The following is a 24,158-nucleotide window of genomic DNA, read 5'->3' on the forward strand; positions in this document are numbered from 1 at the left end:
ATTGGTCAATTACACAATCTCGGTTGCGTACTGCCACAGTGATTTCAGCAACCCCAGCTTCGTTTTATCTTCCGCATACTGCTGAGAAAGCATCTGCAATTCATTGGCATATTGTTGTAAAAACTCCGGCGTCAGCACCTGACGTCGATGCTCCAGCCAGCGCTGCTGCTCTGCGTCATCCAGCGTACCGGGAAAATTGCGTGCGCGGTAATTAAACAGCAGCTTCTCAATGCGCTTATCGACAAAGGTAATGTCCAGCGCGGGCAGGTTACGCGGCTCGGTTTCGAGTACGATTTTCATGGCTGCGCGATCGGCATCGCTGAAAAAACCATCATAGAGCTGGGCATCAACGTTATCCGAGGCGGCAAAAGGTTCGGCTTCGGCGAAAATCGCCACCACTTTGTCGCGGACCTGCGGGTTTTCACGCAGCACTTTCAGGTTATCCAGGCAGTGCTGGCGGTTAATTCCCAGCCGGTCGGCATCCTCCGGGCGCAAGGTATTCGCCTGCGCCAGTACCGGACATTTATTGATATGCACCAGCTTTACCGGCACTGCGGCGTGATCGCCAAGATCGGCTTTGGCCGTATAAAGCCGCTCGCGAAGGGTATCGCTGTCCAGCTCAAGAAGAGGAGAAATATCGCCTGCTAAATCGACCATGATCACCGCGTTACGGTTTTCAGGATGCCACGCCAGCGGCGCGACCCAGCTTGTATTACCGCGCCACGCGCCAAACATGCCGGAGACATGCACCAGCGGCTTCATTTGCGGAACGTCAATCAGCGCCGCCAGTTTATGTTTACTGCGGTGGCTATAAAGATAATCAAACAGCCGCGGCTGGCGTGTTTTCACCAGTTGCGCCATCGCAATAGTGGCGTAGACATCCGCCATCGCATCATGCGCGTTGCTGTGTTCGATCCCGTTCGCCCGGGTTAAATGTTCCAGACGAAAGCTGGGCAGGCCGTCGTCGTTTTCCGGCCAGTTAATTCCCTCCGGGCGCAGCGCATAACAGGCGCGCATGACATCCAATAGATCCCAACGTGAATTATCATGCTGCCAGCTCCAGGCGTAGGGATCGTAAAAGTTGCGATAAAAAATATTGCGCGTGACTTCATCATCAAAGCGCACATTGTTGTAGCCCACAACGCAGGTTTTAGGAACGGTAAACAGCGCATGAATGCGTCTGGCGAAAGCGGCTTCGTTTTCTCCTTTCTCACGCGCTTCCTGCGGCGTGATGCCGGTAATCAGCACCGCGCCGGGCTGCGGTAGATAATCATCGGCGGGTTTGCAATAAAACACCTCCGGCTCGCCAATAACGTTGAAGTCGTTATCCGTACGGAGCGCGGCGAATTGCGCAGGTCTGTCGAGGGCTGGATGCGTACCGAAGGTTTCGTAATCGTGGAAGAGGAATGTGCTCTGTATGCTGTCGTTTTTAACTGTCACCTGATGTACACGCCTGATGTTGTATGTCCATGAAATAAAATGTTTTTAGTGCCGTTTTTGATATTGATTGCTTTTATTTGTACATGTCTGGATATTGTGGTTTATGTTGGTACATGCGATATTGAGTACAAAATAAGTACATAAACCATAAAATCATTGAGTACAGAAAACTAAAATGGCAATCAGTGACACTAAGCTTCGCTCTGTCTATGGTAAACCATATTCCGGCCCATCTGAAATTACTGATTCTGATGGGTTGGGTATCCGTATTACTCCAAAGGGAATCATTAGCTTCCAGTTCCGTTTTCGCTGGGATGGGAAACAGCACCGCATGGGACTTGGTCGCTATCCTGCTCTCACTCTGCGTGACGCCCGTAACATAGTCGCAGATTTAAGAGAGTCCGTCGATAAAGGCATTGATCCTCGTGAGCTTGCCGGAAACAACAAGTCAAAGAAAAAACCAACGGTAAAAGACTGCCTGGATTACTGGGAGGCAAACTATGTTAACGTGGCTTTGAGGGAAAAGACTAAGGCACTTTACAGGTCGACGGTCATAAAGCACATGAGTGATGCGTTCGCCGGTGTTCCGATTGAAGAAATTCCTGTTCGCCTGTGGGTTGAACGATTTACTGACGAAGAGCGATTAAACCCACGCAGGGCTCGTCAGTTACTGGTACAACTTCGGGCAGCTATTGGCTGGTGTACACGCAGACAATTTATCAGCACGGCTGATTTAATGCTGTTACAGCCAAAAGATGTGGGGACAAAACCAACCGTGGGTGAGGTGACACTCAGTTATAATCAGCTTGCTAAAATCTGGCTGGCGATAGAGCGTAGCAGAGGGTCAACGTCTAACCGATTGCTCCATCAACTACTGATGCTGTATGGCGCAAGGAATAGCGAACTTCGCCTGGCTGTTAAGGAGGAATTCGATCGTGAGGAGGGGATATGGACCGTACCCGCCGAAAAAAGTAAAACGAACAGAATTATCAGACGACCAATTTTTGACGCGGCCGATCAGTTGCTTAAAAAAGCAGAAATGACATACGGGAATATTCTTTTCCCTGGTCCGGATCTGAAAAAGTCCATGACTATTGCTGGTGCAAACAGATTTCTTGGAAGGATAGAATCATCCCTGGGTATTGGCGAATTTTCCGCTCATGATTTTCGGCGTACACTGGCAACCAGACTTTCAGAAGAAGGTATAGCTCCGCATGTTATTGAGAAAATGTTGGGGCATGAGCTGGGCGGCGTACTTTCTGTTTATAACAAACATGACTGGATTGCTGAACAGAAAGCCGCCTATGAGCTGTACGCTGAAAAAATATTCTGGCATATCAGGAAGATTTCTGGTTGATCCCCCCGTTTAAGATCCACTGTACCACCTCAGACTGAAGGTATTGTTTGGGGTGAGTTCGGATTGGTTTTGGAAAATTATATAGCTTGGTATATTTCGAAATGGTCATCCGTGAAGATACTTTGATCATTCTCATAGCTTCTTTTTCGTCAATCATACCAACATTGTTCTGTGCAATATCGTTCATATCCACCTCACAGACTGGCTACATAGACAGCACCAGCGACCATCGCAGTAGAATAAAGAGTGCTGGCAGTTAGGCGTCGAATGTTCCCACACTGCATACCGCCAATCACGACAGGGTTCTCGATTTTGTTGCTCATCGTTTTCTCCAGTGGCCCTGCAGCGGGCCATCGCTAATATTCAGTTTGCCTGTGCCGGCAGATTTCTAAGTTTCCGGACGCCGATCATTGCGGTGGCTACGTAGCTGGTGGCCCGGTTAACTACTTCGACAGGAACCTTTACGCCATCCACTACAACGGTGTAATTGGTAACGTGCTTTTGTCTGCCGTAATCGCCGAACTTCTCATGATGCGCAGCCAGTGCAATATCACATGCGCGACGACCGACTGGTGATTGCTTGCTTCTGTTAATAAGTTTCATCATCACTAAATCCCCAGTGAGGCGACGATATCGTTCGCTGTTTCTCGGGTACTGCCTTTACTCGATATTGATCTGCGGGCATTGACCCGGTGCAAAGTGAAGCCGTGCCGCTCGTAAAGTTCAATAACGCGTGGTGCGGTAGAATTACTGATAAACACCTTTGCGCCGCGCTGATGGGCTGCAACGCAGCTTTCAGCAAGCGCTACCTGGCTATCCCATGAGAACCCACCGGAGGCGTAGCTAGTGAAGCCAGTGGTGCCGGGTATTGGCTCGTATGGCGGATCGCAGTAAACGACATCACCATCACCCGCCAGCCTGAGAGTACGTTCGAAACCCGCAGTCATAAATACGCACGCGCGAGACTTCTTCCTGAATGCCCTGATCTCTTCTTCCGGGAAATATGGGGCTTTATACTTTCCCCATCCAACATTGAAAAAACCGTCAAGGTTGTAACGCATCAGACCGTTAAAGCAGTGCCTGTTGAGATAAAGGAATGCGGCTGCTCGTTCTGTCGCATTCAGTTTCTTGGCGTTGAATGCTTCACGAATTACTGTGTAGTTTTCGGCATCATTCAGATGTCTGAAAGCTTTTATTGCCTCTGCGATTACCGAATCAGGCACTACGGCCAGCATCTGGTACAGGTTAATCAGGTCGGCGTTGACGTCAGCCAGAAGGAAACGTTCGTGCTTGTCTGAGTTGAGAAACACCGAACCGCCGCCCACAAATGGTTCTATCAGTCGTTTACCTGCCGGGATAAGACGATCCAGTTCCGGCAGCAGCGAATATTTACCGCCTGCCCATTTCAGGAACGGGCGGCGCCAGGTGCGCGGAACACTTTTTTCAACTGGTAGTACTGCCGTTGTTGCGTGCGTCATCGCCACTGCTCCCCGAACGTGAAGCCAATCTCCTTTAGCGCTTCGTCCATCTTTTCGATAAATTCCGGTACCATTTCATTGAAGAGGGACGTGTATTTGTCGTCGCGCTCAACAACCACGTGGTGAATGCCTTCTCGCTTCATGCGCGGGTCATAATTCGCGAAATACCAGGCATCTCTCCCGGTTACCCACATGCTGAATTGCACCTGGGCCATATAGGCGGATTTGATAGCCTCGAAGCCGCCAAGCCTGAATTTCATAAAGTCGCGAGAGGTGAAAGGGCACTTCAACTCAAGACCGCGGCCATCACTGCACAGGCCGTCAGGAGAACAGGCGGTACGCATGCCCTCGTCACGGAAAAGGATCGGCGATCCGGTGACCTTCACGTCAGTGGTGAACTCAAACAGGGTGCGAGCATCGTCCTCATACTGTTTCCCCCAGGCCAGCGCCCTGGCGTTAACTTCCGGCGCCACGCCGGTGCAAACTTCAGCAAGAAGGGTGAGAAAGTAGGACATCTTCATATCAGTCCACTTCTTGCCCGACTTTGGCCTGGAAATGACGTTGTGAACTTCGGAAGCAGTGATGACACCGAGGCGTAGACGGTGCCATGCTTCATCACCTTGCTCGATGTTGCTAACGTCAATACCTGTACGAGCCAGGATAATTTCTGGTGTCATGCTTCCACCTTCTGTTCTGCTGCTTTCTGCTTCAGGAATCCGAGGGCTTTCACTGCTTCGATTTGCGTAAGATCTGACGATGCACCAATATCGCGGCGGAAGATTTGGGAGCAGAGCGGCAGCAGATCGTCATCCCATGTTTTATTCAGGGTGATCAGCAGATCATTAATTTCCCGCATGGTTTCATCGCTAACCGGAGTGATGTCGCGTTCCGTCTGGCGATCTGTGGTATACGTGGTATTTTCGACAATGCGTTCGGCCTCATCCTTGTCGTAGATGCCTGCGAAACCGAAGGCAAGACGGGCGCACTGGATCATTGCTTTGTGTCGCAACATCCGTTTGGGATGTGACTGCCACGGTCCAGTAATCTCACGACCATCACGGGTTTTGAATGGTTCCCGGCGACATTCATCCATCCATTCGGTAACGCAGATCGGATGGTTGCGGTCCTTACGGTAAATCCTGCATGTACATGATTCGTTATCCTGCTCAAAATCCATGCCGTCAAACTGCTGGTTTTCGTTGATAATACGGGACCAGCCATCAACACCCACCACAGGGACGATCCCGTTCTGCTTATCAGGAAAGGCGTAAATTTCTTTCGTCCACGGATTAAGACCGTACTGGTTGGCGACTATCAGTAGCGCAATAAACTGCGCATCACTGGCATCACCTTTAAACGCTGTCTGGCGCAATGTGGTGATCAGTTCCTGCGGATCTACAGAATCCATTCCTACACGTTCAGCCAGTTTTCCTGCCAGTGTTGCGAGTGCTGTGCTCATTTGTCTTATTCCTCTGATTCAATATCAATTTGATGCAGGGAAAACACCTCAACCATGTACCGCACAAACTCCGACGCGCGCTCCTGGAATTCGACATCGTCATCAAATGCCCGACTGATCGCTTTTTTGTTGGCGCCGTGACGCGGTAGCTCGTCCATACACAGCGACTCCAGCATGTGAAGCGACAGTCCTTTCTCCAGGTCGTCAGCCAGCTCGGACTCTTTCTCTTCTCTGGCGATTTGCTGGTAATGCCGGGTCCAGTTCTGAGCCTCGATCCGGTCGTAAGTGAGATATGCGTTCATGGCTGAACTCCTGAATTTGGTTTGTAGAAATCCCGGCAACATGTTGTCTGCCCATAAAATCAGTGATGTTTAAACGCTTGTCAGTGTGTGACGGTATTCCTGCGATACCAGGGAAGGCCGATGGCAATGCTCAGTTTTTTCATTGCCCGTTCCCAGAGTTCGCCATCACCGAGACAGGCTGCGATAGCCAGTTCACTCTGGGCGACCTGAAGTTTGTAGTGATCAATCATCGTTATCCTCCAGATGCCCGTTTTCGTGGAGCCAACTGATAACTTCATCAGGCGAAAGACGGTCCAGAATCTCCGGTAACTTACTGTTGTTGTCAGCCCAGTCGATGTAATCAGACAGGTCGATAGCGGAGAACAGCACATCGCTTTTGATATCTTCCAGTACATCTTCAAGTTCAACGCCACGAACTTCGGCGTTCACAAAGTTGCGATAACCACTGGTTGAAACGTCAACACCCTGGGCCTTGAGATCTAAATCGATTTTCATGACAGTGCCTCCACGAATTCTGTGAAGCTGAGTGCTTCCTCACCATCGGCGAGACCTTCAAAGTATTCTTCGTATGCTTTTTCCATCTCACCCTCGTTTGCCTTATCGCCGGCCAGCGGAACGTTTTAAACCTGCTGCGCGTTAACCTTGCCATCTCATCCCGGTCTTCGTATGCCCCGGGCGGCTACTTCGTTGGCGTCCTGCCTTGATGACTCGTTGCTGCGTTTGATAGGTTAAGTATTATCGATTCAATCGATACATGTCAATTAAATTTGATGATTAATTTTACAGGGAAGATTAAGAAAGCGAGATGTGGGTGAATTAATGACATAAAAAAACCGCCAGTTAAGGCGGTTAGTAGTTTTAAAGCTGGTTTAGCGAGAAGGAGGCTCGATTTTTCTGCGTCTTTGGTATTCAGCCATGAAATCGTCTAGTTCTTGAAGTCTGGTGCCTGCCAGCTCAATAAAACGGTCTTGTTCAACAGTCGGTAGCTGATCAAATATTTCTAAGAGCCGCTTTTGTCGGTCATTGAGATCTGTTGGACCACCTTGTGTTAGACGTTCAGGCACATCCGATTCATCATCATCCTCCATGAAGAACCAATACAACGGCTTACCCGTGGCCTTAGGTAACAACTCTAAGATATCTTTTCGGGGAAGAATGCCGGACTGACACCAACCATTAACTGATTGAGAGGTAGCGCCGACTCTACGACCTAACTCAGATTGGGTGATCCCAGTCTCATTAAGCACTCTTTGTAAACGCTCTCCAAAGTTCATTTTTCGTTCTCGCACAATTACATGGTTTCATTATACAGATTTTTTCTGTAGGTATGGCTATCGAAATAATTTGACAGTATCGATTAAATTTGAATAATTGGTTGTATCTTCACTCAATGAGACCGACCAATGAAAGTAACTGTTCAACGCAAGATCCTTTCCGTGTGTAGCCAGGCTGAGTTGGGACGCCGACTTGGTCGCCGTGCTCAGACCGTTAACGGCTGGTTTAAAAACAAAGTTCCCGGCGAACTTGTAGTTCGAGTGGCAAGAGCTATTGACTGGAAAGTCACCCCACACGAACTGCGTCCTGATCTCTACCCAAACCCAACAGATGGATTACCAAGCCAAGAGGCATCAGCCAAATAACCATAGAGGATATTTACCCATGGAGAACGCAATTGCACGAAAGTTAGACCCACCAGAAATCAACCCGGTTGAGATAGAGAGTGTCCTGCTCAACCGGCTTGCATCAGTAGGGCAGAAATCATACGCCGAGCATATGGGCATCAGCGAGTCGACAGTCAGCAGGCGTAAAGCTGAGGGATATTTCTGCAACATGGCGAAAGAGCTGGCTTTTCTTGGGATTCAGGCCGCGCCACCGGAGGCGGTACTGGTATCCAGAAACTATCTCACAGCCGTAGAGATTCTCGCTGATGCCGGGCTAAAGGCTGAACGAGCCAGGCCGGATGCGCTGGGGTGGGACTGAAAATGGCAGCAACCAAAAAGGCGAAAGCCGCGGTGAGGGGTCACCAACGGCTTTCTGGTGGAATTAACTGGATCAATTCACAGGAGTAATTATGGCAAATACTGCCGAAGTAATCAATTTTCCTGTGCCTGACGTGGCACATAAGGAGCCGCGCGTGGCAGATCTCGATGATGGGTTTACGCGCATCGCCAATGAGATCCTTGAGGCTGTAATGCATGCAGGTTTGTCGCAGCATCAGCTTTTGGTGTTCATGGCTGTCATGCGCAAAACATACGGCTTCAATAAGAAATCTGACTGGGTCAGTAACGAGCAGATCTCGGAGCTGACCGGCATTCTCCCTCATAAGTGCTCAGCTGCAAAAAGCGTCCTGGTTAAGCGGGGGATATTAACTCAAACCGGTCGTGTTATCGGGATTAATAAAACGGTCAGCGAATGGTCATCTTTACCTGAAAAAGGTACAGAAAAAAAAACTTACCTGAAAAAGGTAAATTTACCTGAATCAGGTAAGAAAAGTTTACCCGAATCAGGTAACGGCTATTACCCAAATCAGGTAAACACAAAAGACACTATTACAAAAGACAGTAAAGACAATAGTAATAACCCCCCTAAATCCCCCCGGGCGGTTTCGTTCGATGCGTCAAGTGTTCAGTTGCCTGACTGGCTGTCTTCGATCACCTGGTCTTCATGGGTTGAATACCGCCGTGACCTGAAAAAGCCGATTAAGTCTCAGCAGACCGTGACGCAGGCTATCAACCTGCTCGACCGCTGCAGGCTGAACGGATACACACCTGAAGAAATTATTAACCGCAGTATTGCGAATGGCTGGCAGGGTCTGTTCGAACCTGACGGACAGGCGAAGCGCAGCAGAGATATCGATCAGGAAAGTATCCACTGGAACAGCCCGGATGCATGGAGGGATTTCCTATGAAACCTGAACTCTACCGCGCAATAAACAATCGGGATGGCGCAGCGATGGCAAGCATAGCCGGGGGCAACCCTGAGCATGGCCGGGTTGTGAATTCAGACGCTGAGCGCCTTGTTGACGCGCTGTTCATGCAACTGAAGCAGATTTTCCCGGCCGCGACGCAAACCAATCTCCGCTCCGATGCTGACGAGCGAGTAGCTAAGCAGCAATGGATAGCGGCATTTTCAGAAAATGGCATCCGCACCCGCAAGCAGCTATCCGCCGGAATGCAGAAAGCCCGTTCCAGCCAGTCTCCGTTCTGGCCGTCGCCAGGTCAGTTTATTTCGTGGTGCCGTGAGGGGAGTGGAGTACTCGGGGTCAGTGTTGACGACATCATGGGCGAATACTGGCGTTGGCGGAAGCTTGTTTTCCGTTATCCGACCAGTGAGCAATTCCCCTGGAGGGATAAAAACCCGCTGTATTACCACGTCTGCCTGGAGCTGCGCCGCCGGGGAACGGAAGGGCAGCTTAGCGAAAAAGAACTGCACCGGGCCGCTGGCGACATTCTGCATGAGTGGGAAAAGCGAGTTCTTGCAGGTAAACCCATACCGCCTGTTCGTCGCGCTTTAGCCGCGCCGTCGCGGGATCGCGGTCCAACGCCAGCCGAGATGTTAATGGCGAAATACAAACAACGCAAAGACGCCGGTCTGATTTAACAGGAGCAACCAAATGAGCATTCTCACCATTCTAGATGTCGGTCTCGCCTTAATGGGGTGGCTGTTCATCATGTTCAGAGCGGGTCAGTGGTTTATCTCCGTTGCGCTAAAGCAATGGGATAGGCGCAGAAAGCAATCTCGTCGGCAAAAAGCAGTAAACGAATTTTACGATGCGTTTGACCTGTCCAGCATAGAACCCGGAACGACGGTTCGCCTGGCGACTAAAGGCGATCTGACAATCATGATGTTTCGCCAGGAGGCAGCCCAGTGAAAGAGCGCGGAATGATTTTTAATGCCGAGATGGTGAACGCGATTTTATCCGGTCGCAAGACGCAGACGCGGCGTCCTATCAAATGGAAACAGACGCGGTTCACTGAAATTGCCGAACGTGATGATGGTTCGCTGTGGCCGTGGGCGGAGGATTGTGAACGCGGCGGTGATATCTGGTTTACGTGTCCATTTGGCGAGGTCGGCGATCGCATCTGGGTGCGCGAAACGTTCCGTGTGCATAGCCGGGCAACGGATGTCGCCACGCTGGTCTACCGGGCCAGTGTCCGAAACTCCTGGACTGAGCAAACTCATCGCGTTCCAGTTGCGGTTTGCAATAAACCGGCCACACCAGAGAAGTGGACGCCGTCTATTCATATGCCGCGCTGGTCCAGCCGTATCACGCTGGAAATCACCGATGTGCGCGTTGAGCGCCTTAACTCAATTACTGAATCCGACGCCGAAGCAGAGGGAGTAACTGATACAGGGTTTGGTGTTTTGCTCGTTGATGGTTTCCGATATCTGTGGAAATCCATCTACGGCGACGACAGTTGGCAGGCTAACCCGTGGGTGTGGGTGATTGAATTTAAACGTGTTGAAGGCGGTGCAGCATGAACATCGACAAACAGGCGCTGCGTGAAGTGGCGGAGAAAGCGACAAAAGGCCCCTGGATGTTATTTTCTGATATCGATACTAAAACTTTTTCTATCCACACCCCGCGAGATAAGCGCTGTGAAAACGTTATTAAGTGGGGTGGGTTTGATTGTCAGCCGAATGCTGAGGCCAACGCTGAATTTATTGCTGCATTTAACCCGAAAGTCGCGCTGGCGCTGCTGGATGAATTGGACAGTGCAAACGGCTACGCCAGTGCATACGAGGCTGAAAAGTGGCATTACCACGGATTATCAGAATCAGAGGGTGAGCGAGCAGAGCGGGCAGAAAAGCAAGTGGAAGAATTAACGATGTGGGTTAAACGCCTGGCCCATTCACTCAGAAACGCCAAGCCGAACAGCAAGTTATACGGCGCAGCAATGGACTATCTGAGCCATAAAGGATTAATAAGTGTGGAGGATGTATTGAGATGACCACTATTACCAGTAAATTCACTAAAGAGCGCCTGATTGATTGGGCTGTAGTAGCTGTAGCTGAAAGGGGGCGAGATTTAAAGGATGCCCCGGAGTCAGTAGAAGCTGCGGCGAATTTAAAATTAGCTGAAATAGCGTTGGCAGCGCTTACCGCTGAACCTGTGGCGTATAACCAGGTACAGCGTGACATGATGAAGGACATTATCGTCAGGAAGATGGGAGGGAATCTGGCAGGAGAAAAATTGGTTATGGATGACATCCACGCCGTAACGATGGCGCTGATTGATGCTGGATTCAGAACCGCCCCGCCAGTGCAGGAAACAGGCGTTTACAAGGATATGCTCAATATCATCGGCCTGCTGGAAAAAAACGAATGGGCTGAACACTGCACGAACACAGTTTTAGGTTCACTCCTGGAATCAGAAATAACGCGTTTGGTTAGTAAAGAGCAGCAAGCGCCAGAACGCGAACGTATTCGCCGCAAGCACGCCGAGTGGTCAGATAAGACGTTCGGCGATGTTGGTCCAGTCGGCCCGCTTAAACATCTTTCGAAAGAAGCGCTGGAAGCCGCTGCCGACCCATCAGACCCGCTTGAATGGGCTGATATGCAGTTTTTATTGTGGGATGCCCAGCGGCGCATGGGAATTTCCGACGAATTCATTACGAGGGCGATGATAGAAAAGTTGGAGATAAACAAGTCCCGCCAGTGGCCGGAGCCGAAAGACGGCGAGCCGCGGCTACATATCAAAGAACAGCCAGCGCCGGTAGTTCCTCCTGCCATTGAACCTGATTACGAAGTGATTAAGAGCATTTTACCAACGGCTAACCCAGATGAATATGCGTGCACAATTGCTGCTGACATGTGGAGCGCCTGCCGAGCTGCCATGCTCAACGGAGGTAAATCGTGAAAGAGAATCAAATCCGAGAACTGGTTAACGAGCTGCGCGATATTGCTATTGAGTATCACGGCACACAACAGTTACGTGAACGAATTGCGCGTACAGTTCGCGCCGCCCTGCATCATGACTTAGAAAAACTAAACCAACCTGTAAGCCAAACTTACAACTTGCCAGAATTAATCGAAGGCATGGAGGTGTCCATTGATGTCAGCACTTGTGATGCTGATGCCGGGAATCGCTATTTCGGTACTGTCAACGAGGTATCAGAACTTGATTCAGCTAAGAACGGTTACATCCTTCTGGTTCAGGACGCAAAGCCAAATTTCGATGTGAATGGCAACTCTCCGGTAAGTCCGGGTGGTTGGATAAACTGTAGTGAGCGAATGCCAGATAATGATGAATCTAAACCCATCGCAATTTTTACCGGAAAATGTCTGGGTCAGGGGATGTTCGTTGCTACATACGACGATGATGGGTTCTTTGACTATTGGGAGGGTATGGAAGTTATCGGTGTAAGCCACTGGATGCCGCTGCCAGCAGCACCAGAACCAGATCAGAGCTAATGTCCCGTATCTACATGCCGGTCCTGTGATCGGCATTAGTGAAAAATCAAAAAATACGAATCAGTGATTTGTAATCAACATTTCTTAGGTTTGTAGATATGCGAATAATAACCAGGAAGAAACCTGCGTTCACTGACCTGTACCAGACTGGTGTTCTGACGCGTATAGCAGCCGTTAAGACTGACAGTGGTGGCTGGCGCCTGTTTGGAGTGTGGCGTGATCAGGATATCGCTGTATTTGTGGAAGCGGCGCGCGGCGGCATCCGGGAATGGTCCGGTTTAAATTATCTGGCTGAGTTTGTGTTCAGTTGCGGCATTAGTCTCTGGGAGGTTCACAACAAGACGGATCGGAAAACTCCGGCATGAAGTGTTGCGTCATAACCCGCTGCGGCGGGTTTTTCCGCCTGAAATCTGATATGAAACAACAGGCTAGCTTTTGCAAAAAGTGCTATTCACCTCTTGAATATTCTTTCTAACAGGTATACTGTGTTTATATACAGTAGTTAAATGTAGAGGGAATTATGAGAATTGAACTTGTTATCAGCCGGACAAAACAGCTTCCGGAAGGTGCCGTTCCTGCGCTTGAAAAAGAATTAATTACCCGTCTCCAGAATCAGTATGAAAACTGCAACTTAACCATCCGTCGAGGCAGTCAGGATGGTCTGAGTATCGTCGGTGCTGCTGATGGCGATAAAAAACGTATACAGAGCATTCTGCAGGAAACGTGGGAAAGCGCTGACGACTGGTTTTATGCATATTAAGCATCGTGGAGTCGCAGACGTTTCCAGAAATAAAGTCAGTGTGACGGGGGGTTACATGTTAGAAGACTTACCAGAATCAGGGTATGCGGTTATACGTTGTTACGATCATTGTGTAGTGGCAAGGTTCGGCAGTATTCCGGATAGCGGACGCGCCCTGATGTATCGTCGTGGTGACGAGATATCTTTTGTTCCCCTTCACCCTGATGACATAGTTGGAACTCCAACATTATTTACGCAAATGTTAGAAAAGGCAGGCTATCGAATTACCCGTTGCTTTGATACACTTCAAATGTAGGCCTGAACAACCTGCACCTGCTGCGCCACGGAGAACACCATGGCGCACGAATTACAACTCATCAAGCAGTCATCTGGAATTCTGATCCCCGCAACGCCGGAGACCAGTGATATTCTGCAATCAAAAATCAAACTCGGCGCCGTGCTGGTGGCTGAGTTCCGTCAGGTGAGGAATCCTGCATTCCATCGCCGCTTTTTCGCGTTGCTTAATCTTGGGTTTGAATACTGGGAACCCACCGGCGGCGCCATTTCTGCCAATGAGCGCAAACTGGTAAACGGTTATGCAAAGTTTCTCGCTGCATATGGCGGGAATGAAAGCGCATTACTGGATGCGGCTGAACAGTATCTGGAACAGATTGCAAACCGCCGGGTAACAAACGGGATTAGCCTGTGTAAATCATTCGATGCCTACCGCGCATGGGTGACGGTTGAGGCTGGTCACTATGACGCCATCCAGTTACCGGACGGCACCCTTCGCAAACATCCCCGCAGCATCGCTTTTTCCAGTATGGATGAGGTCGAATTTCAGCAGTTGTATAAATCTGCGCTTGATGTTCTCTGGCGATGGATTTTATCACGGACATTCCGTACCCAGCGCGAGGCCGAGAACGCCGCCGCCCAGCTCATGAGCTTTGCGGGGTGATGGCGATGAAATACTCCTGGTTCCATCATCATGACTGCACAACCGAGCAGGCCGACACGCTGATATCGGATTATCAGAAGCGGGGCGTAAGGACAGAAAAGAGCCTGAACCCTGACTTCATTACCTGGACTGTCAGCGCGAAATTACCTGAATATGCGCACCGGGTGCGGACGCCAAAATCCTTATGCCAAAAGGTCTGGGGGTGAACATGGCTAAATTACCGCGCCGTAAGTGCGCAAACAAAGAATGCCGCCAGTGGTTTCACCCGATACGCGAGGGGCAGATCGTCTGCTCGTACCAGTGCGCCAGCGCCGTCGGCAAAGAACAGACCAGAAAAGCTCGCGAAGCCGCGCAACGTAAGGCGCAATCCCTTCAGCGCGCCGCTGAGAAAAAAGAACGCGCCGCCTGGCGCCAGCGGAAAGCCGCGGTTAAGCCGCTGAAACACTGGATTGACTTGACGCAGCGCGCCGTAAATGACATTTGCCGCGAAACCGAACTGGCAGAAGGACTCGGTTGCATCTCCTGTGGAACGAAGACGGCGTTCGCATGGCATGCAGGCCATTACAGAAGTACGGCCGCCGCCGGGCATCTGCGCTTCACTCGCTTCAACATCCATCTTCAGTGTGATGTCTGCAACGTCTACAAATCAGGGAACATCGAAGCATATCGTGCCGCGCTGGTTGAGCGTTACGGGGAGGCGGCGGTGCTGGCACTCGAGAACAATAACACCCCGCACCGCTGGACGGTCGAGGAGCTGAAGGAAATCAGGCTCGCGGCACTGTCGGATCTGCGTGCGCTAAAAAAGCTGGAGGCCGCATGAAACCAGAACTGATCGAGATACTCCGCATGCGCTGGCAGCGCCTCCGTATTTACCGCCGTCCGGGTTCGGTGCTGGTTGACTACCGCATCCTGCGCAATTTTGTTCGTATTTATCAGTTCACAGGATTTACTCAATGAACACTCAATACCTCCAGTATGTACGTGAGCAGCTAATGGTAGCGACAGCCGATTTAAGCGGGGAGACTAAAGGGCAGCTTTTGGCCTGGCTGGAGAACGCGCAATTCGACACGAAAAACTATCCCCGAAAAAAACAGCGTATCTGGGACGAGGAAACAGAAAGCTGGATAACGTTAAATAACCCACCAATTCCCGGCAAGCAGTCGCTGGCGAAAGGAAGCGCTATCCCGCTGGTGAAGCCTGTGGAATATTCCACTGCCTCATGGCGCCGGGCGGTTCTTTCACTCGATGAACACTACAAGGCGTGGTTGTTGTGGAATTATAGTGAGAATACCTGCTGGGAACACCAGGTCGAAATAACAAGTTGGGCGTGGTGCGAGTTCAGACAGCAGCTTGCAGGGAGGAAGATGGCTGGCAAGACAGTGGAGCGGCTGAAGAAACTTATCTGGCTGGCGGCGCAGGATGTCAGAGAGGGGCTGGCCGGACGATACGTCTACCAGCAACAGGAGCTTGCCAGCCTGTGCGGGGTTAAGCCTGACAACTGGAGCCACAACTATGCGGACTACTGGCGCGCGATGAGTAACATCTTTAAGAGGCTTGATACCGAATCTCTGCTTTGTCTGGTGAAAACAAGATCACAACAAAAAGCGACCTTTTCGCAGCAGGGTATTGCAAAAGTCAATTAAATAGCATACATTTTGAGTAAATCTGATATCGTCGCCATAGCTTCAATCGTCGACCAAACAAATTCAAGCCTCGCCATCGTGCGGGGCTTTTCTGTTTGTGCCGTCCGGAATAATCCCTCTGAGTTTTGTCGTTAATCCACCGGGCGGCCTTCCTACTTCACACTGCGCCATCCGAGCTATCGGAGGTGAGGCTTATGAAAATGCACAACGATCCCCATTCCTGGCAGGGCTGGCTGGAGCTGTTCCAGAGCTGGTGGCGAGGAGATACCCCGCTGGGCGCTGTTCTGATGTCGTTATTTATGGCTGGTCTGCGCATTGCCTATTTTGGCGGTAACGGTGGCTGGAAGAAAAAAACACTCGAAATTCTACTTTGCGGCGCCCTGACGTTGACCTTCTCATCTGCGCTGGAATATTTCGGCTGGCCCAAGTCCCTGTCTGTTGCGATAGGTGGCGGCGTCGGCCTTATCGGCGTGGATGCGATCCGCGGCTTTGCAATGAAGTTTATCAGTGGTCGTATCGGTGGGGATAATAACAAGGTTTAATCATGAACGAGTCTCAATTTCAGCAGGCGGCTGGTATCAGCGCCGAACTGGCCGCGCGCTGGTATCCACATATTACGGCGGCAATGAGCGAATTCGGTATTACTGCGCCACTGGATCAGGCCATGTTCATTGCTCAGGCGGGACATGAAAGCGCTGGTTTTACAAGGCTGGTGGAGAGCTTCAACTACAGTATCGCCGGGCTGACCGGATTCATCCGCGCCGGGAGAATCACTCCAGATCAGGCCAGTACTCTTGGACGAAAATCCTGTGAGAAGGCGCTTCCGCTCGAGCGACAGCGTGCAATAGCTAATCTGGTATACAGCAAGCGAATGGGTAACAACGGGCCTGGCGACGGCTGGAACTACCGCGGGCGTGGACTTATCCAGATCACAGGTCTGAACAACTACCGTGATTGCGGTAACGGGATCAAAACTGAGCTCGTTGCCCATCCGGATCTACTGGCACAGGATACGTATGCTGCCCGTAGTGCAGCGTGGTTCTTCGCGACTAAAGGGTGTCTGAAATATTCCGGCGACATGGTACGCGTTACACAGATAATCAACGGAGGGCAGAACGGCATCGGAGAGCGGCGAGAGCGCTTTGAAAAAGCAAAATCGGTGCTGGTATGAATCTGTTACCTGTATTGCTTAAAAAATTCTGGAAGCCATTAGCAGAAATACTGCTGGTGGCTTTTTTGTTATGTGCTGGTGCGTACTGGTGTTATTCACGAGGTTATCAGAAAGCGGATACATCCTGGAAATACCAGTGGGCGCAACGAGACCTTACCGATGCGACCGCTGCATTGCAGCGTGAAGTAACCGAAAGAGCGAAAGAGCAGCGTCGCCAGCACGCCGCAGATGAAGAACGGAAAAGAGCTGATGAAGAACTGGCAAAAATACAGGCCGATGCTGATGCTGCTGAGCGTGCTCGCGGTGGGCTGCAACAGCAGCTCGCAGCAGTACAACGGCAGCTCGCAGGAAGTGAAACCGGCAGGCTTTCCGCTATTGCCGCAGCAAGCCAGGCAAAATCCGAGACCGGAATACTGCTCGCCCAGTTGCTTGGCGAAGCTGACGATCTGGCGGGAAAGTTCGCAAAAGAGGCTGATGAGCGTTATGTCGCCGGAAGTACCTGCGAGCGCACCTACGACAAAGTAATAAGGCTCCATGATGAATAATGCCCGCATTTTGCGGGCATTAACTTTTAACGATTTTCTGGATGCACTCTCGCGTTGAGTGTATCGATAAAATCTTGTTTTGTGATACCTACATCGTGTATCCAGTTTTTTGCACGAGCAGGTAAGAAAACCTCAAGCATACGGCGATAAATTTCAACTGAAGGCATGTGGGAATTCTTCGTTAACTCTTCCTTGCCTGAGAAGCGCCCCATACGCTTAAGCATGCCACCGATAGTCAAATAATTTGTTTCGTTATTACCATCAAAGCCAGGGAAAGCTAAGGATGCCTCACCATTGAAATGAGGAATTGATTCTGCAACATCTGCCTTATCCTCATCGCTGAAGTGGTTGTAGGTATATTGAAGTATTTCATACATATCAAACGTATCAACAAACAGTTGTACTTCCTCTGGATCCTCTTCACCATCATCTAGACTCGGGTACTTCCATCTCAAGGCCCAGTAGCTATCAGTGCTAACTGCCTCATCGATGAAGTCAGGATCAAAAGAGTTTTTAATTTTCAGTGCGCGGTGAATATCACAGAGCATTTGGATCTGCAGTTTTTCTTGCTGTGAGTATTTCATTCTAAATTCCTTGAATTGATAGACCATTGTTACAGCATTAGAAAAGATACATGCGATCATAAATATTTCAAGAAACTGAGGGTTAAAATGGCAAAACCGGACTGGGGAGCACTGCAACACCAGTTCCTCGCCGAGCATGCTAAATCCGGTATTTCCCCCAAAGACTGGTGTGAAGCGCAGGGACTGAATTACGCCAGCGCAAAGCGTTATATCAAGATTGCGAATAGTGCTGCGAATTCGCAAAAAAAAACTGCGAATCAAACTGCGAATTCGCAGAAAGGAAAAATGCGTAACTCCACTCAGGAGAAGGCTTGCAAGGGAAAAGATAAAACTGCGAATAAAAGCGAAAATTCCACAAATTCTCCAGAAACGAAACTGATACGCGGATCCAGGCGGTCACCGCCAACAAACCCATTCAAACCCGGAAACCAGCAAGCCCTTAAACATGGGGGATATGGGCGCCGCATGCTTCTATCTGACGCCATTACAGAGGATGCACAAGCGCTCACGCTGGATGATGAGCTTTTCTGGCTACGTGCTGCGAACTTGACTGCGGCGGAGAACATCGGCCGCTGGCAGGCAGAGTTAGAACTCGCTAATGACGAGACAGCAAAAGACCTTCATGAACTTATTTCCTCCGCGGAGAAAGCTATGCACCGCAATACTGCGCGTATTGAGTCGCTGGAATACACCAAAGGATCAATAGCGAAACTTCAAGTTGATGCCGCGTACCGGGAAGCAGCCACTGAAAAAGTTGAACTGGAAATCGATGTGATGAAAGACGGTGATAAAGACAACGCGATTGTCGTTCATAACTCGCTGCCAATACCGGGAAGATGATATGGCCGATATTTACCTTCCTACGCTGCATGACGGGCAATTAAAGGTCTGGTCTGATTCCTGGGAAGGTCAGTTGCATGCGGTCCGGTGTGGTCGTCGCTGGGGCAAAACCTTCATGCTTTCCAGCGCCGCGGTGACCTACGCTACTGCTCCGTTTAAGCGTCCGGGTATGGATATTGAACTCGGCGGCAGGGTGGGGATTTTTACTGCTGAATATCGTCAGTATCAGGAGATCTACGACAAGCTCGAAGAAATCCTGCTGCCTCTGAAAAAAAGCTTCAGCCGCCAGGAGAAGCGACTGCTGCTGAAGAACGGCGGGAAGATCGACTTCTGGGTCACCAACGACAACAAACTGGCTGGCCGTGGTCGTGAATACGAAATCATCCTGATAGACGAGGCGGCGTTTACCAAGTCGCCTGAGATGCTGAGGGAGATATGGCCCAAGTCGATTAAGCCAACACTGCTGACGACGAAAGGCCGGGCCTACGTATTTTCAACACCGGACGGTGTGGACGAAGAGAACTTCTTTTATGCCATCTGCCACGACAAGAACCTTGGCTTTATAGAGCACCACGCGCCGACGTCTTCCAATCCGTTCGTTCCACCTGAAGAACTGGAAAAGGAAGAGGCGAACAACGACCCACGAGTGTTCCGCCAGGAGTTTCTGGCCGAGTTCGTCGACTGGTCAGCCGCTTCGCTGTTCGACATCCGGAAATGGTTTGAGGGTGAGAATCAGGATCAGCCTGTCGATTACCCTGAAATGTGCCAGGCCGTCTTTGCTGTCATGGATACTGCCGTTAAAGGTGGTTCTGAGCATGACGGCACGGCGGTGGTGTATTACGCCGTCGACACCCGGCCCGGCATTCAGCGCCTCACCATTCTGGACTGGGATGTGGTGCAGATTGACGGCGCACTGCTGGAAACGTGGATGCCGTCGGTATTCGACCGGCTCAACGAGCTTTCCGGCCAGTGCGTTGCCATCAACGGCAGCCTCGGCGTTTTTATCGAAGACGCCAGTATGGGCAGCATCCTCCTGCAGAAAGGCGAAAGCCTGGGATGGCCAGTCAACAAAATTGAGTCCGCCCTGACCAGCAAAGGAAAGGACGAGCGCGCCATTATGGCCTCCGGTTATCACTACCGCGGGCTGGCGAAAATATCCCGATACGCCTTCGAGAAGACAGCCGTCTTCAAGGGCGAGACAGCAAACCATCTGCACAAGCAGGTTTCCCGATTCCACCTTGCCGACAAGAACGCGCATAAACGCGCCGATGACTTGCTCGATGATTATACCTACGGGCTGATCATCGCCTTCGGCAGCAGCGACGCAATCTGACGAGAGGACCAATGAACGAAGACGATTTCGAAATCGGCAGCTGCTCTCACTCAGAGTTGATGGCATTGCTGGACAGCGACGACATCCAGCCAGGGTCAACGGCTGGCTATCAGACCTGCAAAACGGTTTACCTCTACCACCCGCTGGGCGGAAAGATGGTGGATCGCCCGATTAAAATGGCGATGAATGAGCCGCGCACCGTCCATGTTGCCCAGTCCTATGGCCTTGAGCAGCGCCTGCGTGACGCGTTCGAGCGAGAATGGAAAGCGATGGGTGCTAACCAGCACATCGCCAACGCCGCGCGGATCGCCCGAATTTACGGCGTATCTGCGATTGCAATGCTGGTGGATAACCAGGAGCCGAATGAATCGCTGGATTACCGCACGCTGTACAAGCACAACGTCAGCTTTAACATTCTCGACCCGCTGAACACCGCGGGCAGCATCGTGCTGAATCAGGACCCAAATGCCCAGGACTTCCAGAAAGTCGACGGTATCCGGGTGGCGGGCAAGCCGTATCACAAATCGCGCTGCGTTGTCGTGCAGAACGAGGATCCGATTTACCTAGCATACAACCCTGCGGCGTTCGGCTTCACCGGCCGCAGCGTATACCAGCGAGCGCTCTATCCATTGAAATCCTTCATCCAGACCATGCGCACCGACGACATGGTTGCGGTGAAAGGTGGCTTGCTGGTGACGAAAATTAAGGGGCCAAGCTCCGTCGTCAACAACATGATGCAGAAGCTCAGCGGCATTAAGCGCATGATGCTTAAGCGCGGGAAGACGGGAGAGGTCCTGCAGATCGGCGAGAGCGACAACATCGAGTCAATCGACCTGAGCAATCTGGAAAAACCTCTCGACTCTGCGCGTAAGCACATCCTGGAGAACGTGGCCGCCGCCGCCGACATGCCGGCGATCATCCTCAACTCTGAGACGTTCGCCCAGGGCTTCGGTGAAGGCACTGAAGATGCCCGCGCCGTGGCAGTGTACATCGACAACATCCGCGAGTGGCTGGACTCGCTTTACGCGTTCTTCATCCGCGTGTGCCAGTACCGTGCCTGGAGCATAGAGTTTTTCCAGTCGTTACGCGCCGACTTCCCGGAGCTGAAAAACACCTACAGCGTGTATTTCGCGAGCTGGATAAACAACTTCGAGTACCGCTGGCCATCCTCTCTGAAAGAGCCGGAAAGCGAGAAGGTGAAGGTCGATGAGACGCGATTCAAGGCGATAGTAAGCATGCTGGAAGCGGTGCTGCCGCAGCTCACAGCGGACCCGGAGAACCGCGCGACACTTATCGAGTGGGCGTGCGAAAACGCCAACGCCAACGAGAACCTCTTCCCGCAGCGGCTTAACCTCGATTACGACTCGCTGAAAGACAACCCACCGCCGGAGCCGCCAAAAGCTGAAGAGCCGGGCGGCGGGATGATGCTATGAACACTTTCACCCGAACAGTGAGAGATGCGGTGAAGTTCTTTCTCCGCAACGGCTATTCGTCCCGGGAAGAGCTGGAACGCTGGCAGGCAATTATCCGCCAGGCCGCCGAAAGCGAAACCGCCGATGACTACATGGCGATGGTCACCCGCAATCTGACGAAAGCATACGACCTGCAGGTGGGGCGTGCTGGCGCGCTGAAGCGCCACCAGGGCATATCCCGGTTTACACTCAACTACCTTGAGCCACAGCTGAGGACAGAGCTCGACAGGAGGATCCTCGCCAGCGCCGACCTTATCAAGCTCAACCGCAAAAAAGCCATCGACACCACGTTATCGCGGTTTAGCGGCTGGGCCAGCAGCATTCCCTCTGCCGACAGTATTGCGCTGACTGGCATTCAGGGAACAATGCGGGAGACGGCAGGGCACATTCAGAAGGCCGCCGAGAAGGTGGACTATGAAGCGCGCCGGGTGATGATCGACCAGAACCATAAGCTGATAGCCAACATCGACAACGTGATCGCAACCAGCAACAACGCGATTGCAGCGATATGGCACAGCCACTGGCGGCGTCCTGGCTATGACTTCCGCGAGGACCACAAGGAACGCGATCAGCTGTATTACCTGATTCGCGGGAACTGGGCGCAAAAAAACGGGTACGTGAAAGCCGGGCCTGCCGGTTACCTCGACGAAATCACTCAGCCTGGCGAAGAGGTTTTTTGTCAGTGCTACGTGACCTACATCTACAACATTCGAAGCATTCCAGAATACATGCTGACCCAGAAGGGGCAGAAGTTCATGGAGTCGATGAAGAAAGCAGCATAGGAGCATTAAAACGTGGCTATTTTTGGCAGCGGGATAATGTTCCGTCAGGGTAAGTTCGTCTTCCTGATCCAGCGCTCGGATGATGGCACTTGGTGTCAGCCCGGCGGCACGGTAGAGCAGGGAGAACTGGCTATTGATGCCGCGCGCCGCGAGGTGCTGGAAGAGGTGGGTTATCAGTACGATGGCCCGCTGATCCCGCACAGTGTTCACGGTGATTATCTGACGTTTCGCGCCGAAGTGCCGGAGAGATTCGAAGCGAAGCTTAACGACGAATCGTTGGCCGCCGGATGGTTCCACATTGACGATCTGCCTAAACCGCTACATCAGCCATTCGCTGAGATGCTGGCACGGCAGGCGCTCAATGAAACGGAAGTGGCCGCACTCATCGCTGACGGGACCTTAAGCAGCCCGCAATTCTTTATCAATATGTGGATGTTCGCCATCCGGGTGACCGGAACGGGAGTAACCTGGCGCTCTGCAGATCAACAGATGGCCTTCCGTAACCCGGACGACTATCTCACCCCAGAGTTTCTCCAGCGGGTTGCCGGGCTACCGCTCATATGGCTGCACCCGGAGAAAAATACGCTTGATAGCAATGAATTCGCCAAGCGCGTTATCGGCACCCTGACAAATAGTTGGGTTGCTGACAATGGTGAGGTGTGGGCAATTGCACGCGTATATGACGCCGAGGCTGCCGAAATCATGGCAACCAGGCAGTTAAGCACCTCACCAACAGTCAAGTTTGTTGAGGTTCCCGATTCAATCATTGAGATCGACGGTCAGCCTCTACTGGTGGAGCCATCCCCTGAGTTGCTCGACCACGTTGCAATTTGTGAACAGGGCGTATGGGACAAACTCCTTGCCCCTACTGGTGTTAAATCTGATTCCATTCCAAACGAGGCTGAAAAGATGGACGAGGAAAAAATCGTAGCGCTAATCAATAAGGCGATTGACGCACGCATGGCTAAGGCTGACTCAGAAGCAGCAGACCTGAAAGCCAAGGCCGATGCCGAAGAAGCAGCCAAGAAAGAAAAGGCTGATGCTGAGGAGAAAGAGGCCGAAGAGGCGAAAGCCAAAGCTGACGCGGAAGAGAAAGCCGCGAAGGAAAAAGCAGACGCTGAAGCCAAAGAGAAGGCCGATACCGAAGAGGCTGAGCGTATGGCGAAAGAAAAGGCTGACGCCGATGTCCGTCGCGAAATCGCAGAGCTTAAGTCGCGCATTCCAACCGAGTTAAGCGATGAAGAGCGTAACGAAGTCGCCGACGCACAGGTGAAGGCCGATAGCGTGTTCTCCTGCTTCGGTAAGCGCGCGCCGGTTCCGCTGTCCGGTGAAAAGCCGCTGGCATATCGCCGCCGCCTGATGATCCAGCTTCAGGAACATTCGCCTGACTTCAAAACCGTCGACCTGTCCTCCATCGCTGACTCAGCCCTGCTGAGTGTGGCCGAGAAGACGATCTACGCCGACGCGCAGAAATCGGCAATCCTGTCTGTTGGGCCTGGCATGCTGCGTGAAATTAAACGCGCTGATGCAACTGGTCGCCAGATCAGCACCTTCGAAGGCGATCCTGCTGTCACCTGGGCTCCGTTCCAGTCTGGCAAGCGTCAGGTCACCAGTTTCAACAACCAGGCTTAACGGGAGCTC

General features: G+C 51.5%; 36 protein-coding genes. 25 read left to right on the forward strand and 11 right to left on the reverse strand.

Annotated elements, in window-relative coordinates; translation table 11 throughout:
• Positions 1-9: 9 nt before the first annotated feature.
• The gene (sbcB, locus tag QEN31_RS08750; protein WP_000216711.1) at positions 10-1,440 is read right to left on the reverse strand and encodes an exodeoxyribonuclease I; all 1,431 of its coding nucleotides are present in this window, start codon (positions 1,438-1,440) and stop codon (positions 10-12) included.
• Between the two features lie 175 nt (positions 1,441-1,615).
• Between sbcB and QEN31_RS08755 the strand changes: the two genes are divergently transcribed.
• On the forward strand, positions 1,616-2,797 hold the full coding sequence (locus QEN31_RS08755; protein WP_001007943.1) for a tyrosine-type recombinase/integrase: 1,182 nt from the start codon (positions 1,616-1,618) through the stop codon (positions 2,795-2,797).
• Here the strand turns inward: QEN31_RS08755 and QEN31_RS08760 are convergent.
• The 9 genes from QEN31_RS08760 to QEN31_RS08800 all read right to left on the reverse strand — a co-directional run bounded on the left by QEN31_RS08760 (position 2,778) and on the right by QEN31_RS08800 (position 7,310).
• A complete protein-coding gene (locus QEN31_RS08760; RefSeq protein ID WP_000997833.1) occupies positions 2,778-2,984 on the reverse strand; it encodes a helix-turn-helix transcriptional regulator in 207 nt (68 codons plus the stop codon). The genes QEN31_RS08755 and QEN31_RS08760 overlap by 20 nt on opposite strands.
• 176 nt (positions 2,985-3,160) lie before the next feature.
• Entirely contained in the window at positions 3,161-3,400 is a 240-nt protein-coding gene (locus QEN31_RS08765) for a DUF4060 family protein (protein WP_001754984.1), read from the reverse strand.
• Positions 3,401-3,405: 5 nt separating this feature from the next.
• Positions 3,406-4,275, reverse strand: a complete 870-nt coding sequence (locus QEN31_RS08770; RefSeq protein WP_000148481.1) for a DNA adenine methylase — start codon at positions 4,273-4,275, stop codon at positions 3,406-3,408.
• Positions 4,272-4,952, reverse strand: a complete 681-nt coding sequence (locus QEN31_RS08775) for a lambda exonuclease family protein (protein WP_000187056.1) — start codon at positions 4,950-4,952, stop codon at positions 4,272-4,274. Before QEN31_RS08775 ends, QEN31_RS08770 begins: the two co-directional genes overlap by 4 nt.
• Positions 4,949-5,734: a phage recombination protein Bet gene (gene bet, locus QEN31_RS08780; protein WP_001648679.1), complete on the reverse strand. Its 786-nt coding sequence runs from the start codon at positions 5,732-5,734 to the stop codon at positions 4,949-4,951. The genes QEN31_RS08775 and bet overlap by 4 nt, the downstream gene beginning before the upstream one ends.
• A gap of 5 nt (positions 5,735-5,739) precedes the next feature.
• Entirely contained in the window at positions 5,740-6,036 is a 297-nt protein-coding gene (locus QEN31_RS08785; protein ID WP_000995351.1) for a host-nuclease inhibitor Gam family protein, read from the reverse strand.
• A gap of 80 nt (positions 6,037-6,116) precedes the next feature.
• Positions 6,117-6,266, reverse strand: a complete 150-nt coding sequence (locus tag QEN31_RS08790) for a host cell division inhibitory peptide Kil (protein ID WP_000565272.1) — start codon at positions 6,264-6,266, stop codon at positions 6,117-6,119.
• Positions 6,259-6,531, reverse strand: a complete 273-nt coding sequence (locus QEN31_RS08795) for a hypothetical protein (RefSeq protein ID WP_000687096.1) — start codon at positions 6,529-6,531, stop codon at positions 6,259-6,261. The genes QEN31_RS08790 and QEN31_RS08795 overlap by 8 nt, the downstream gene beginning before the upstream one ends.
• A 374-nt stretch (positions 6,532-6,905) precedes the next feature.
• Positions 6,906-7,310, reverse strand: a complete 405-nt coding sequence (locus QEN31_RS08800) for a transcriptional regulator (protein WP_001009036.1) — start codon at positions 7,308-7,310, stop codon at positions 6,906-6,908.
• A gap of 129 nt (positions 7,311-7,439) precedes the next feature.
• Between QEN31_RS08800 and QEN31_RS08805 the strand changes: the two genes are divergently transcribed.
• From QEN31_RS08805 to QEN31_RS08895, 19 genes are all read left to right on the forward strand, one after another.
• Positions 7,440-7,676, forward strand: coding sequence for a transcriptional regulator (locus tag QEN31_RS08805; protein WP_000869364.1), 237 nt, complete (start codon positions 7,440-7,442; stop codon positions 7,674-7,676).
• On the forward strand, positions 7,642-8,016 hold the full coding sequence (locus QEN31_RS08810) for a CII family transcriptional regulator (RefSeq protein ID WP_076735768.1): 375 nt from the start codon (positions 7,642-7,644) through the stop codon (positions 8,014-8,016). The genes QEN31_RS08805 and QEN31_RS08810 overlap by 35 nt, the downstream gene beginning before the upstream one ends.
• A 91-nt stretch (positions 8,017-8,107) precedes the next feature.
• Positions 8,108-8,944 (forward strand): replication protein, encoded by an 837-nt coding sequence (locus QEN31_RS08815; RefSeq protein ID WP_000024043.1) that lies wholly within the window; start codon positions 8,108-8,110, stop codon positions 8,942-8,944.
• On the forward strand, positions 8,941-9,636 hold the full coding sequence (locus QEN31_RS08820) for a replication protein P (protein WP_000801765.1): 696 nt from the start codon (positions 8,941-8,943) through the stop codon (positions 9,634-9,636). The genes QEN31_RS08815 and QEN31_RS08820 overlap by 4 nt, the downstream gene beginning before the upstream one ends.
• A 13-nt stretch (positions 9,637-9,649) precedes the next feature.
• Positions 9,650-9,907, forward strand: coding sequence for a DUF4752 family protein (locus QEN31_RS08825; protein ID WP_000025838.1), 258 nt, complete (start codon positions 9,650-9,652; stop codon positions 9,905-9,907).
• Positions 9,904-10,518: a hypothetical protein gene (locus QEN31_RS08830; RefSeq protein ID WP_000664373.1), complete on the forward strand. Its 615-nt coding sequence runs from the start codon at positions 9,904-9,906 to the stop codon at positions 10,516-10,518. The genes QEN31_RS08825 and QEN31_RS08830 overlap by 4 nt, the downstream gene beginning before the upstream one ends.
• Positions 10,515-10,988 (forward strand): ead/Ea22-like family protein, encoded by a 474-nt coding sequence (locus QEN31_RS08835; protein ID WP_012218646.1) that lies wholly within the window; start codon positions 10,515-10,517, stop codon positions 10,986-10,988. The genes QEN31_RS08830 and QEN31_RS08835 overlap by 4 nt, the downstream gene beginning before the upstream one ends.
• A gap of 338 nt (positions 10,989-11,326) precedes the next feature.
• Positions 11,327-11,896: a DUF550 domain-containing protein gene (locus tag QEN31_RS25370; protein ID WP_371062357.1), complete on the forward strand. Its 570-nt coding sequence runs from the start codon at positions 11,327-11,329 to the stop codon at positions 11,894-11,896.
• On the forward strand, positions 11,893-12,450 hold the full coding sequence (locus QEN31_RS08845; protein WP_000662461.1) for a DUF551 domain-containing protein: 558 nt from the start codon (positions 11,893-11,895) through the stop codon (positions 12,448-12,450). The genes QEN31_RS25370 and QEN31_RS08845 overlap by 4 nt, the downstream gene beginning before the upstream one ends.
• Positions 12,451-12,970: 520 nt before the next feature.
• The gene (locus QEN31_RS08850; protein WP_001217670.1) at positions 12,971-13,210 is read left to right on the forward strand and encodes a DinI family protein; all 240 of its coding nucleotides are present in this window, start codon (positions 12,971-12,973) and stop codon (positions 13,208-13,210) included.
• A 55-nt stretch (positions 13,211-13,265) separates the two neighbouring features.
• Positions 13,266-13,505, forward strand: coding sequence for a hypothetical protein (locus QEN31_RS08855; RefSeq protein WP_001804676.1), 240 nt, complete (start codon positions 13,266-13,268; stop codon positions 13,503-13,505).
• 39 nt (positions 13,506-13,544) lie between these two features.
• Positions 13,545-14,147, forward strand: coding sequence for a DUF1367 family protein (locus QEN31_RS08860; protein WP_000929790.1), 603 nt, complete (start codon positions 13,545-13,547; stop codon positions 14,145-14,147).
• Positions 14,147-14,353 carry a hypothetical protein gene (locus QEN31_RS08865; protein WP_268168726.1) on the forward strand — a complete coding sequence of 69 codons (207 nt, stop codon included), beginning with the start codon at positions 14,147-14,149 and terminating at the stop codon, positions 14,351-14,353. Before QEN31_RS08860 ends, QEN31_RS08865 begins: the two co-directional genes overlap by 1 nt.
• A 2-nt stretch (positions 14,354-14,355) precedes the next feature.
• A complete protein-coding gene (locus QEN31_RS08870) occupies positions 14,356-14,967 on the forward strand; it encodes a recombination protein NinG (protein ID WP_001096548.1) in 612 nt (203 codons plus the stop codon).
• Positions 14,964-15,104 (forward strand): YlcG family protein, encoded by a 141-nt coding sequence (locus QEN31_RS08875; RefSeq protein ID WP_000801757.1) that lies wholly within the window; start codon positions 14,964-14,966, stop codon positions 15,102-15,104. The genes QEN31_RS08870 and QEN31_RS08875 overlap by 4 nt, the downstream gene beginning before the upstream one ends.
• Positions 15,101-15,790 (forward strand): bacteriophage antitermination protein Q, encoded by a 690-nt coding sequence (locus QEN31_RS08880; RefSeq protein WP_001097243.1) that lies wholly within the window; start codon positions 15,101-15,103, stop codon positions 15,788-15,790. The genes QEN31_RS08875 and QEN31_RS08880 overlap by 4 nt, the downstream gene beginning before the upstream one ends.
• Positions 15,791-15,990: 200 nt before the next feature.
• On the forward strand, positions 15,991-16,332 hold the full coding sequence (locus tag QEN31_RS08885; protein ID WP_162264800.1) for a phage holin, lambda family: 342 nt from the start codon (positions 15,991-15,993) through the stop codon (positions 16,330-16,332).
• 2 nt (positions 16,333-16,334) lie between these two features.
• Positions 16,335-16,961 (forward strand): glycoside hydrolase family 19 protein, encoded by a 627-nt coding sequence (locus QEN31_RS08890; RefSeq protein ID WP_001005896.1) that lies wholly within the window; start codon positions 16,335-16,337, stop codon positions 16,959-16,961.
• On the forward strand, positions 16,958-17,506 hold the full coding sequence (locus QEN31_RS08895; protein ID WP_001050815.1) for a DUF2514 family protein: 549 nt from the start codon (positions 16,958-16,960) through the stop codon (positions 17,504-17,506). Before QEN31_RS08890 ends, QEN31_RS08895 begins: the two co-directional genes overlap by 4 nt.
• Before the next feature lie 26 nt (positions 17,507-17,532).
• Here the strand turns inward: QEN31_RS08895 and QEN31_RS08900 are convergent, their stop codons facing one another.
• Positions 17,533-18,090: a YfbU family protein gene (locus QEN31_RS08900; protein ID WP_000877751.1), complete on the reverse strand. Its 558-nt coding sequence runs from the start codon at positions 18,088-18,090 to the stop codon at positions 17,533-17,535.
• 87 nt (positions 18,091-18,177) lie between these two features.
• Here QEN31_RS08900 and QEN31_RS08905 point away from each other — a divergent pair, with 87 nt between their 5' ends.
• From QEN31_RS08905 to QEN31_RS08925, 5 genes are read left to right on the forward strand one after another with little or no spacing between them, the layout of a single operon-like run.
• Positions 18,178-18,930, forward strand: a complete 753-nt coding sequence (locus tag QEN31_RS08905; RefSeq protein ID WP_268168657.1) for a hypothetical protein — start codon at positions 18,178-18,180, stop codon at positions 18,928-18,930.
• Between the two features lies 1 nt (position 18,931).
• On the forward strand, positions 18,932-20,263 hold the full coding sequence (locus tag QEN31_RS08910; protein WP_000763785.1) for a terminase large subunit domain-containing protein: 1,332 nt from the start codon (positions 18,932-18,934) through the stop codon (positions 20,261-20,263).
• An 11-nt stretch (positions 20,264-20,274) separates the two neighbouring features.
• The gene (locus tag QEN31_RS08915; RefSeq protein WP_001001270.1) at positions 20,275-21,696 is read left to right on the forward strand and encodes an anti-CBASS protein Acb1 family protein; all 1,422 of its coding nucleotides are present in this window, start codon (positions 20,275-20,277) and stop codon (positions 21,694-21,696) included.
• Positions 21,693-22,517 carry a hypothetical protein gene (locus QEN31_RS08920; RefSeq protein WP_001091611.1) on the forward strand — a complete coding sequence of 275 codons (825 nt, stop codon included), beginning with the start codon at positions 21,693-21,695 and terminating at the stop codon, positions 22,515-22,517. Before QEN31_RS08915 ends, QEN31_RS08920 begins: the two co-directional genes overlap by 4 nt.
• A gap of 12 nt (positions 22,518-22,529) precedes the next feature.
• The gene (locus tag QEN31_RS08925) at positions 22,530-24,149 is read left to right on the forward strand and encodes an NUDIX hydrolase (RefSeq protein ID WP_000964073.1); all 1,620 of its coding nucleotides are present in this window, start codon (positions 22,530-22,532) and stop codon (positions 24,147-24,149) included.
• Positions 24,150-24,158 lie beyond the last annotated feature (9 nt).

The sequence above is a fragment of the Salmonella sp. SA15303 genome (genome assembly GCF_029962125.1).
Taxonomy (GTDB): domain Bacteria; phylum Pseudomonadota; class Gammaproteobacteria; order Enterobacterales; family Enterobacteriaceae; genus Salmonella; species Salmonella enterica.

Excerpts from the sequence above, each read along its gene's own strand:
- QEN31_RS08785 (WP_000995351.1), bottom strand. The coding sequence starts at position 6,036 with ATGAACGCATATCTCACTTACGACCGGATCGAGGCTCAGAACTGGACC.
- QEN31_RS08835 (WP_012218646.1), top strand. The coding sequence starts at position 10,515 with ATGAACATCGACAAACAGGCGCTGCGTGAAGTGGCGGAGAAAGCGACA.
- QEN31_RS08865 (WP_268168726.1), top strand. The coding sequence starts at position 14,147 with ATGGCGATGAAATACTCCTGGTTCCATCATCATGACTGCACAACCGAG.
- QEN31_RS08875 (WP_000801757.1), top strand. The coding sequence starts at position 14,964 with ATGAAACCAGAACTGATCGAGATACTCCGCATGCGCTGGCAGCGCCTC.
- QEN31_RS08890 (WP_001005896.1), top strand. The coding sequence starts at position 16,335 with ATGAACGAGTCTCAATTTCAGCAGGCGGCTGGTATCAGCGCCGAACTG.
- bet (WP_001648679.1), bottom strand. The coding sequence starts at position 5,734 with ATGAGCACAGCACTCGCAACACTGGCAGGAAAACTGGCTGAACGTGTA.
- QEN31_RS08885 (WP_162264800.1), top strand. The coding sequence starts at position 15,991 with ATGCACAACGATCCCCATTCCTGGCAGGGCTGGCTGGAGCTGTTCCAG.
- QEN31_RS08790 (WP_000565272.1), bottom strand. The coding sequence starts at position 6,266 with ATGATTGATCACTACAAACTTCAGGTCGCCCAGAGTGAACTGGCTATC.
- QEN31_RS08760 (WP_000997833.1), bottom strand. The coding sequence starts at position 2,984 with ATGAACGATATTGCACAGAACAATGTTGGTATGATTGACGAAAAAGAA.
- QEN31_RS08765 (WP_001754984.1), bottom strand. The coding sequence starts at position 3,400 with ATGAAACTTATTAACAGAAGCAAGCAATCACCAGTCGGTCGTCGCGCA.
- QEN31_RS08915 (WP_001001270.1), top strand. The coding sequence starts at position 20,275 with ATGAACGAAGACGATTTCGAAATCGGCAGCTGCTCTCACTCAGAGTTG.
- QEN31_RS08805 (WP_000869364.1), top strand. The coding sequence starts at position 7,440 with ATGAAAGTAACTGTTCAACGCAAGATCCTTTCCGTGTGTAGCCAGGCT.
- QEN31_RS08800 (WP_001009036.1), bottom strand. The coding sequence starts at position 7,310 with ATGAACTTTGGAGAGCGTTTACAAAGAGTGCTTAATGAGACTGGGATC.
- QEN31_RS08820 (WP_000801765.1), top strand. The coding sequence starts at position 8,941 with ATGAAACCTGAACTCTACCGCGCAATAAACAATCGGGATGGCGCAGCG.
- QEN31_RS08855 (WP_001804676.1), top strand. The coding sequence starts at position 13,266 with ATGTTAGAAGACTTACCAGAATCAGGGTATGCGGTTATACGTTGTTAC.
- QEN31_RS08795 (WP_000687096.1), bottom strand. The coding sequence starts at position 6,531 with ATGAAAATCGATTTAGATCTCAAGGCCCAGGGTGTTGACGTTTCAACC.
- QEN31_RS08920 (WP_001091611.1), top strand. The coding sequence starts at position 21,693 with ATGAACACTTTCACCCGAACAGTGAGAGATGCGGTGAAGTTCTTTCTC.
- QEN31_RS08775 (WP_000187056.1), bottom strand. The coding sequence starts at position 4,952 with ATGACACCAGAAATTATCCTGGCTCGTACAGGTATTGACGTTAGCAAC.
- QEN31_RS08825 (WP_000025838.1), top strand. The coding sequence starts at position 9,650 with ATGAGCATTCTCACCATTCTAGATGTCGGTCTCGCCTTAATGGGGTGG.
- QEN31_RS08880 (WP_001097243.1), top strand. The coding sequence starts at position 15,101 with ATGAACACTCAATACCTCCAGTATGTACGTGAGCAGCTAATGGTAGCG.
- QEN31_RS08910 (WP_000763785.1), top strand. The coding sequence starts at position 18,932 with ATGGCCGATATTTACCTTCCTACGCTGCATGACGGGCAATTAAAGGTC.
- QEN31_RS08860 (WP_000929790.1), top strand. The coding sequence starts at position 13,545 with ATGGCGCACGAATTACAACTCATCAAGCAGTCATCTGGAATTCTGATC.
- QEN31_RS08770 (WP_000148481.1), bottom strand. The coding sequence starts at position 4,275 with ATGACGCACGCAACAACGGCAGTACTACCAGTTGAAAAAAGTGTTCCG.
- QEN31_RS08815 (WP_000024043.1), top strand. The coding sequence starts at position 8,108 with ATGGCAAATACTGCCGAAGTAATCAATTTTCCTGTGCCTGACGTGGCA.
- QEN31_RS08755 (WP_001007943.1), top strand. The coding sequence starts at position 1,616 with ATGGCAATCAGTGACACTAAGCTTCGCTCTGTCTATGGTAAACCATAT.
- QEN31_RS08900 (WP_000877751.1), bottom strand. The coding sequence starts at position 18,090 with ATGAAATACTCACAGCAAGAAAAACTGCAGATCCAAATGCTCTGTGAT.
- QEN31_RS08850 (WP_001217670.1), top strand. The coding sequence starts at position 12,971 with ATGAGAATTGAACTTGTTATCAGCCGGACAAAACAGCTTCCGGAAGGT.
- QEN31_RS08905 (WP_268168657.1), top strand. The coding sequence starts at position 18,178 with ATGGCAAAACCGGACTGGGGAGCACTGCAACACCAGTTCCTCGCCGAG.
- QEN31_RS08870 (WP_001096548.1), top strand. The coding sequence starts at position 14,356 with ATGGCTAAATTACCGCGCCGTAAGTGCGCAAACAAAGAATGCCGCCAG.
- QEN31_RS08810 (WP_076735768.1), top strand. The coding sequence starts at position 7,642 with ATGGATTACCAAGCCAAGAGGCATCAGCCAAATAACCATAGAGGATAT.
- QEN31_RS08895 (WP_001050815.1), top strand. The coding sequence starts at position 16,958 with ATGAATCTGTTACCTGTATTGCTTAAAAAATTCTGGAAGCCATTAGCA.
- QEN31_RS25370 (WP_371062357.1), top strand. The coding sequence starts at position 11,327 with ATGCTCAATATCATCGGCCTGCTGGAAAAAAACGAATGGGCTGAACAC.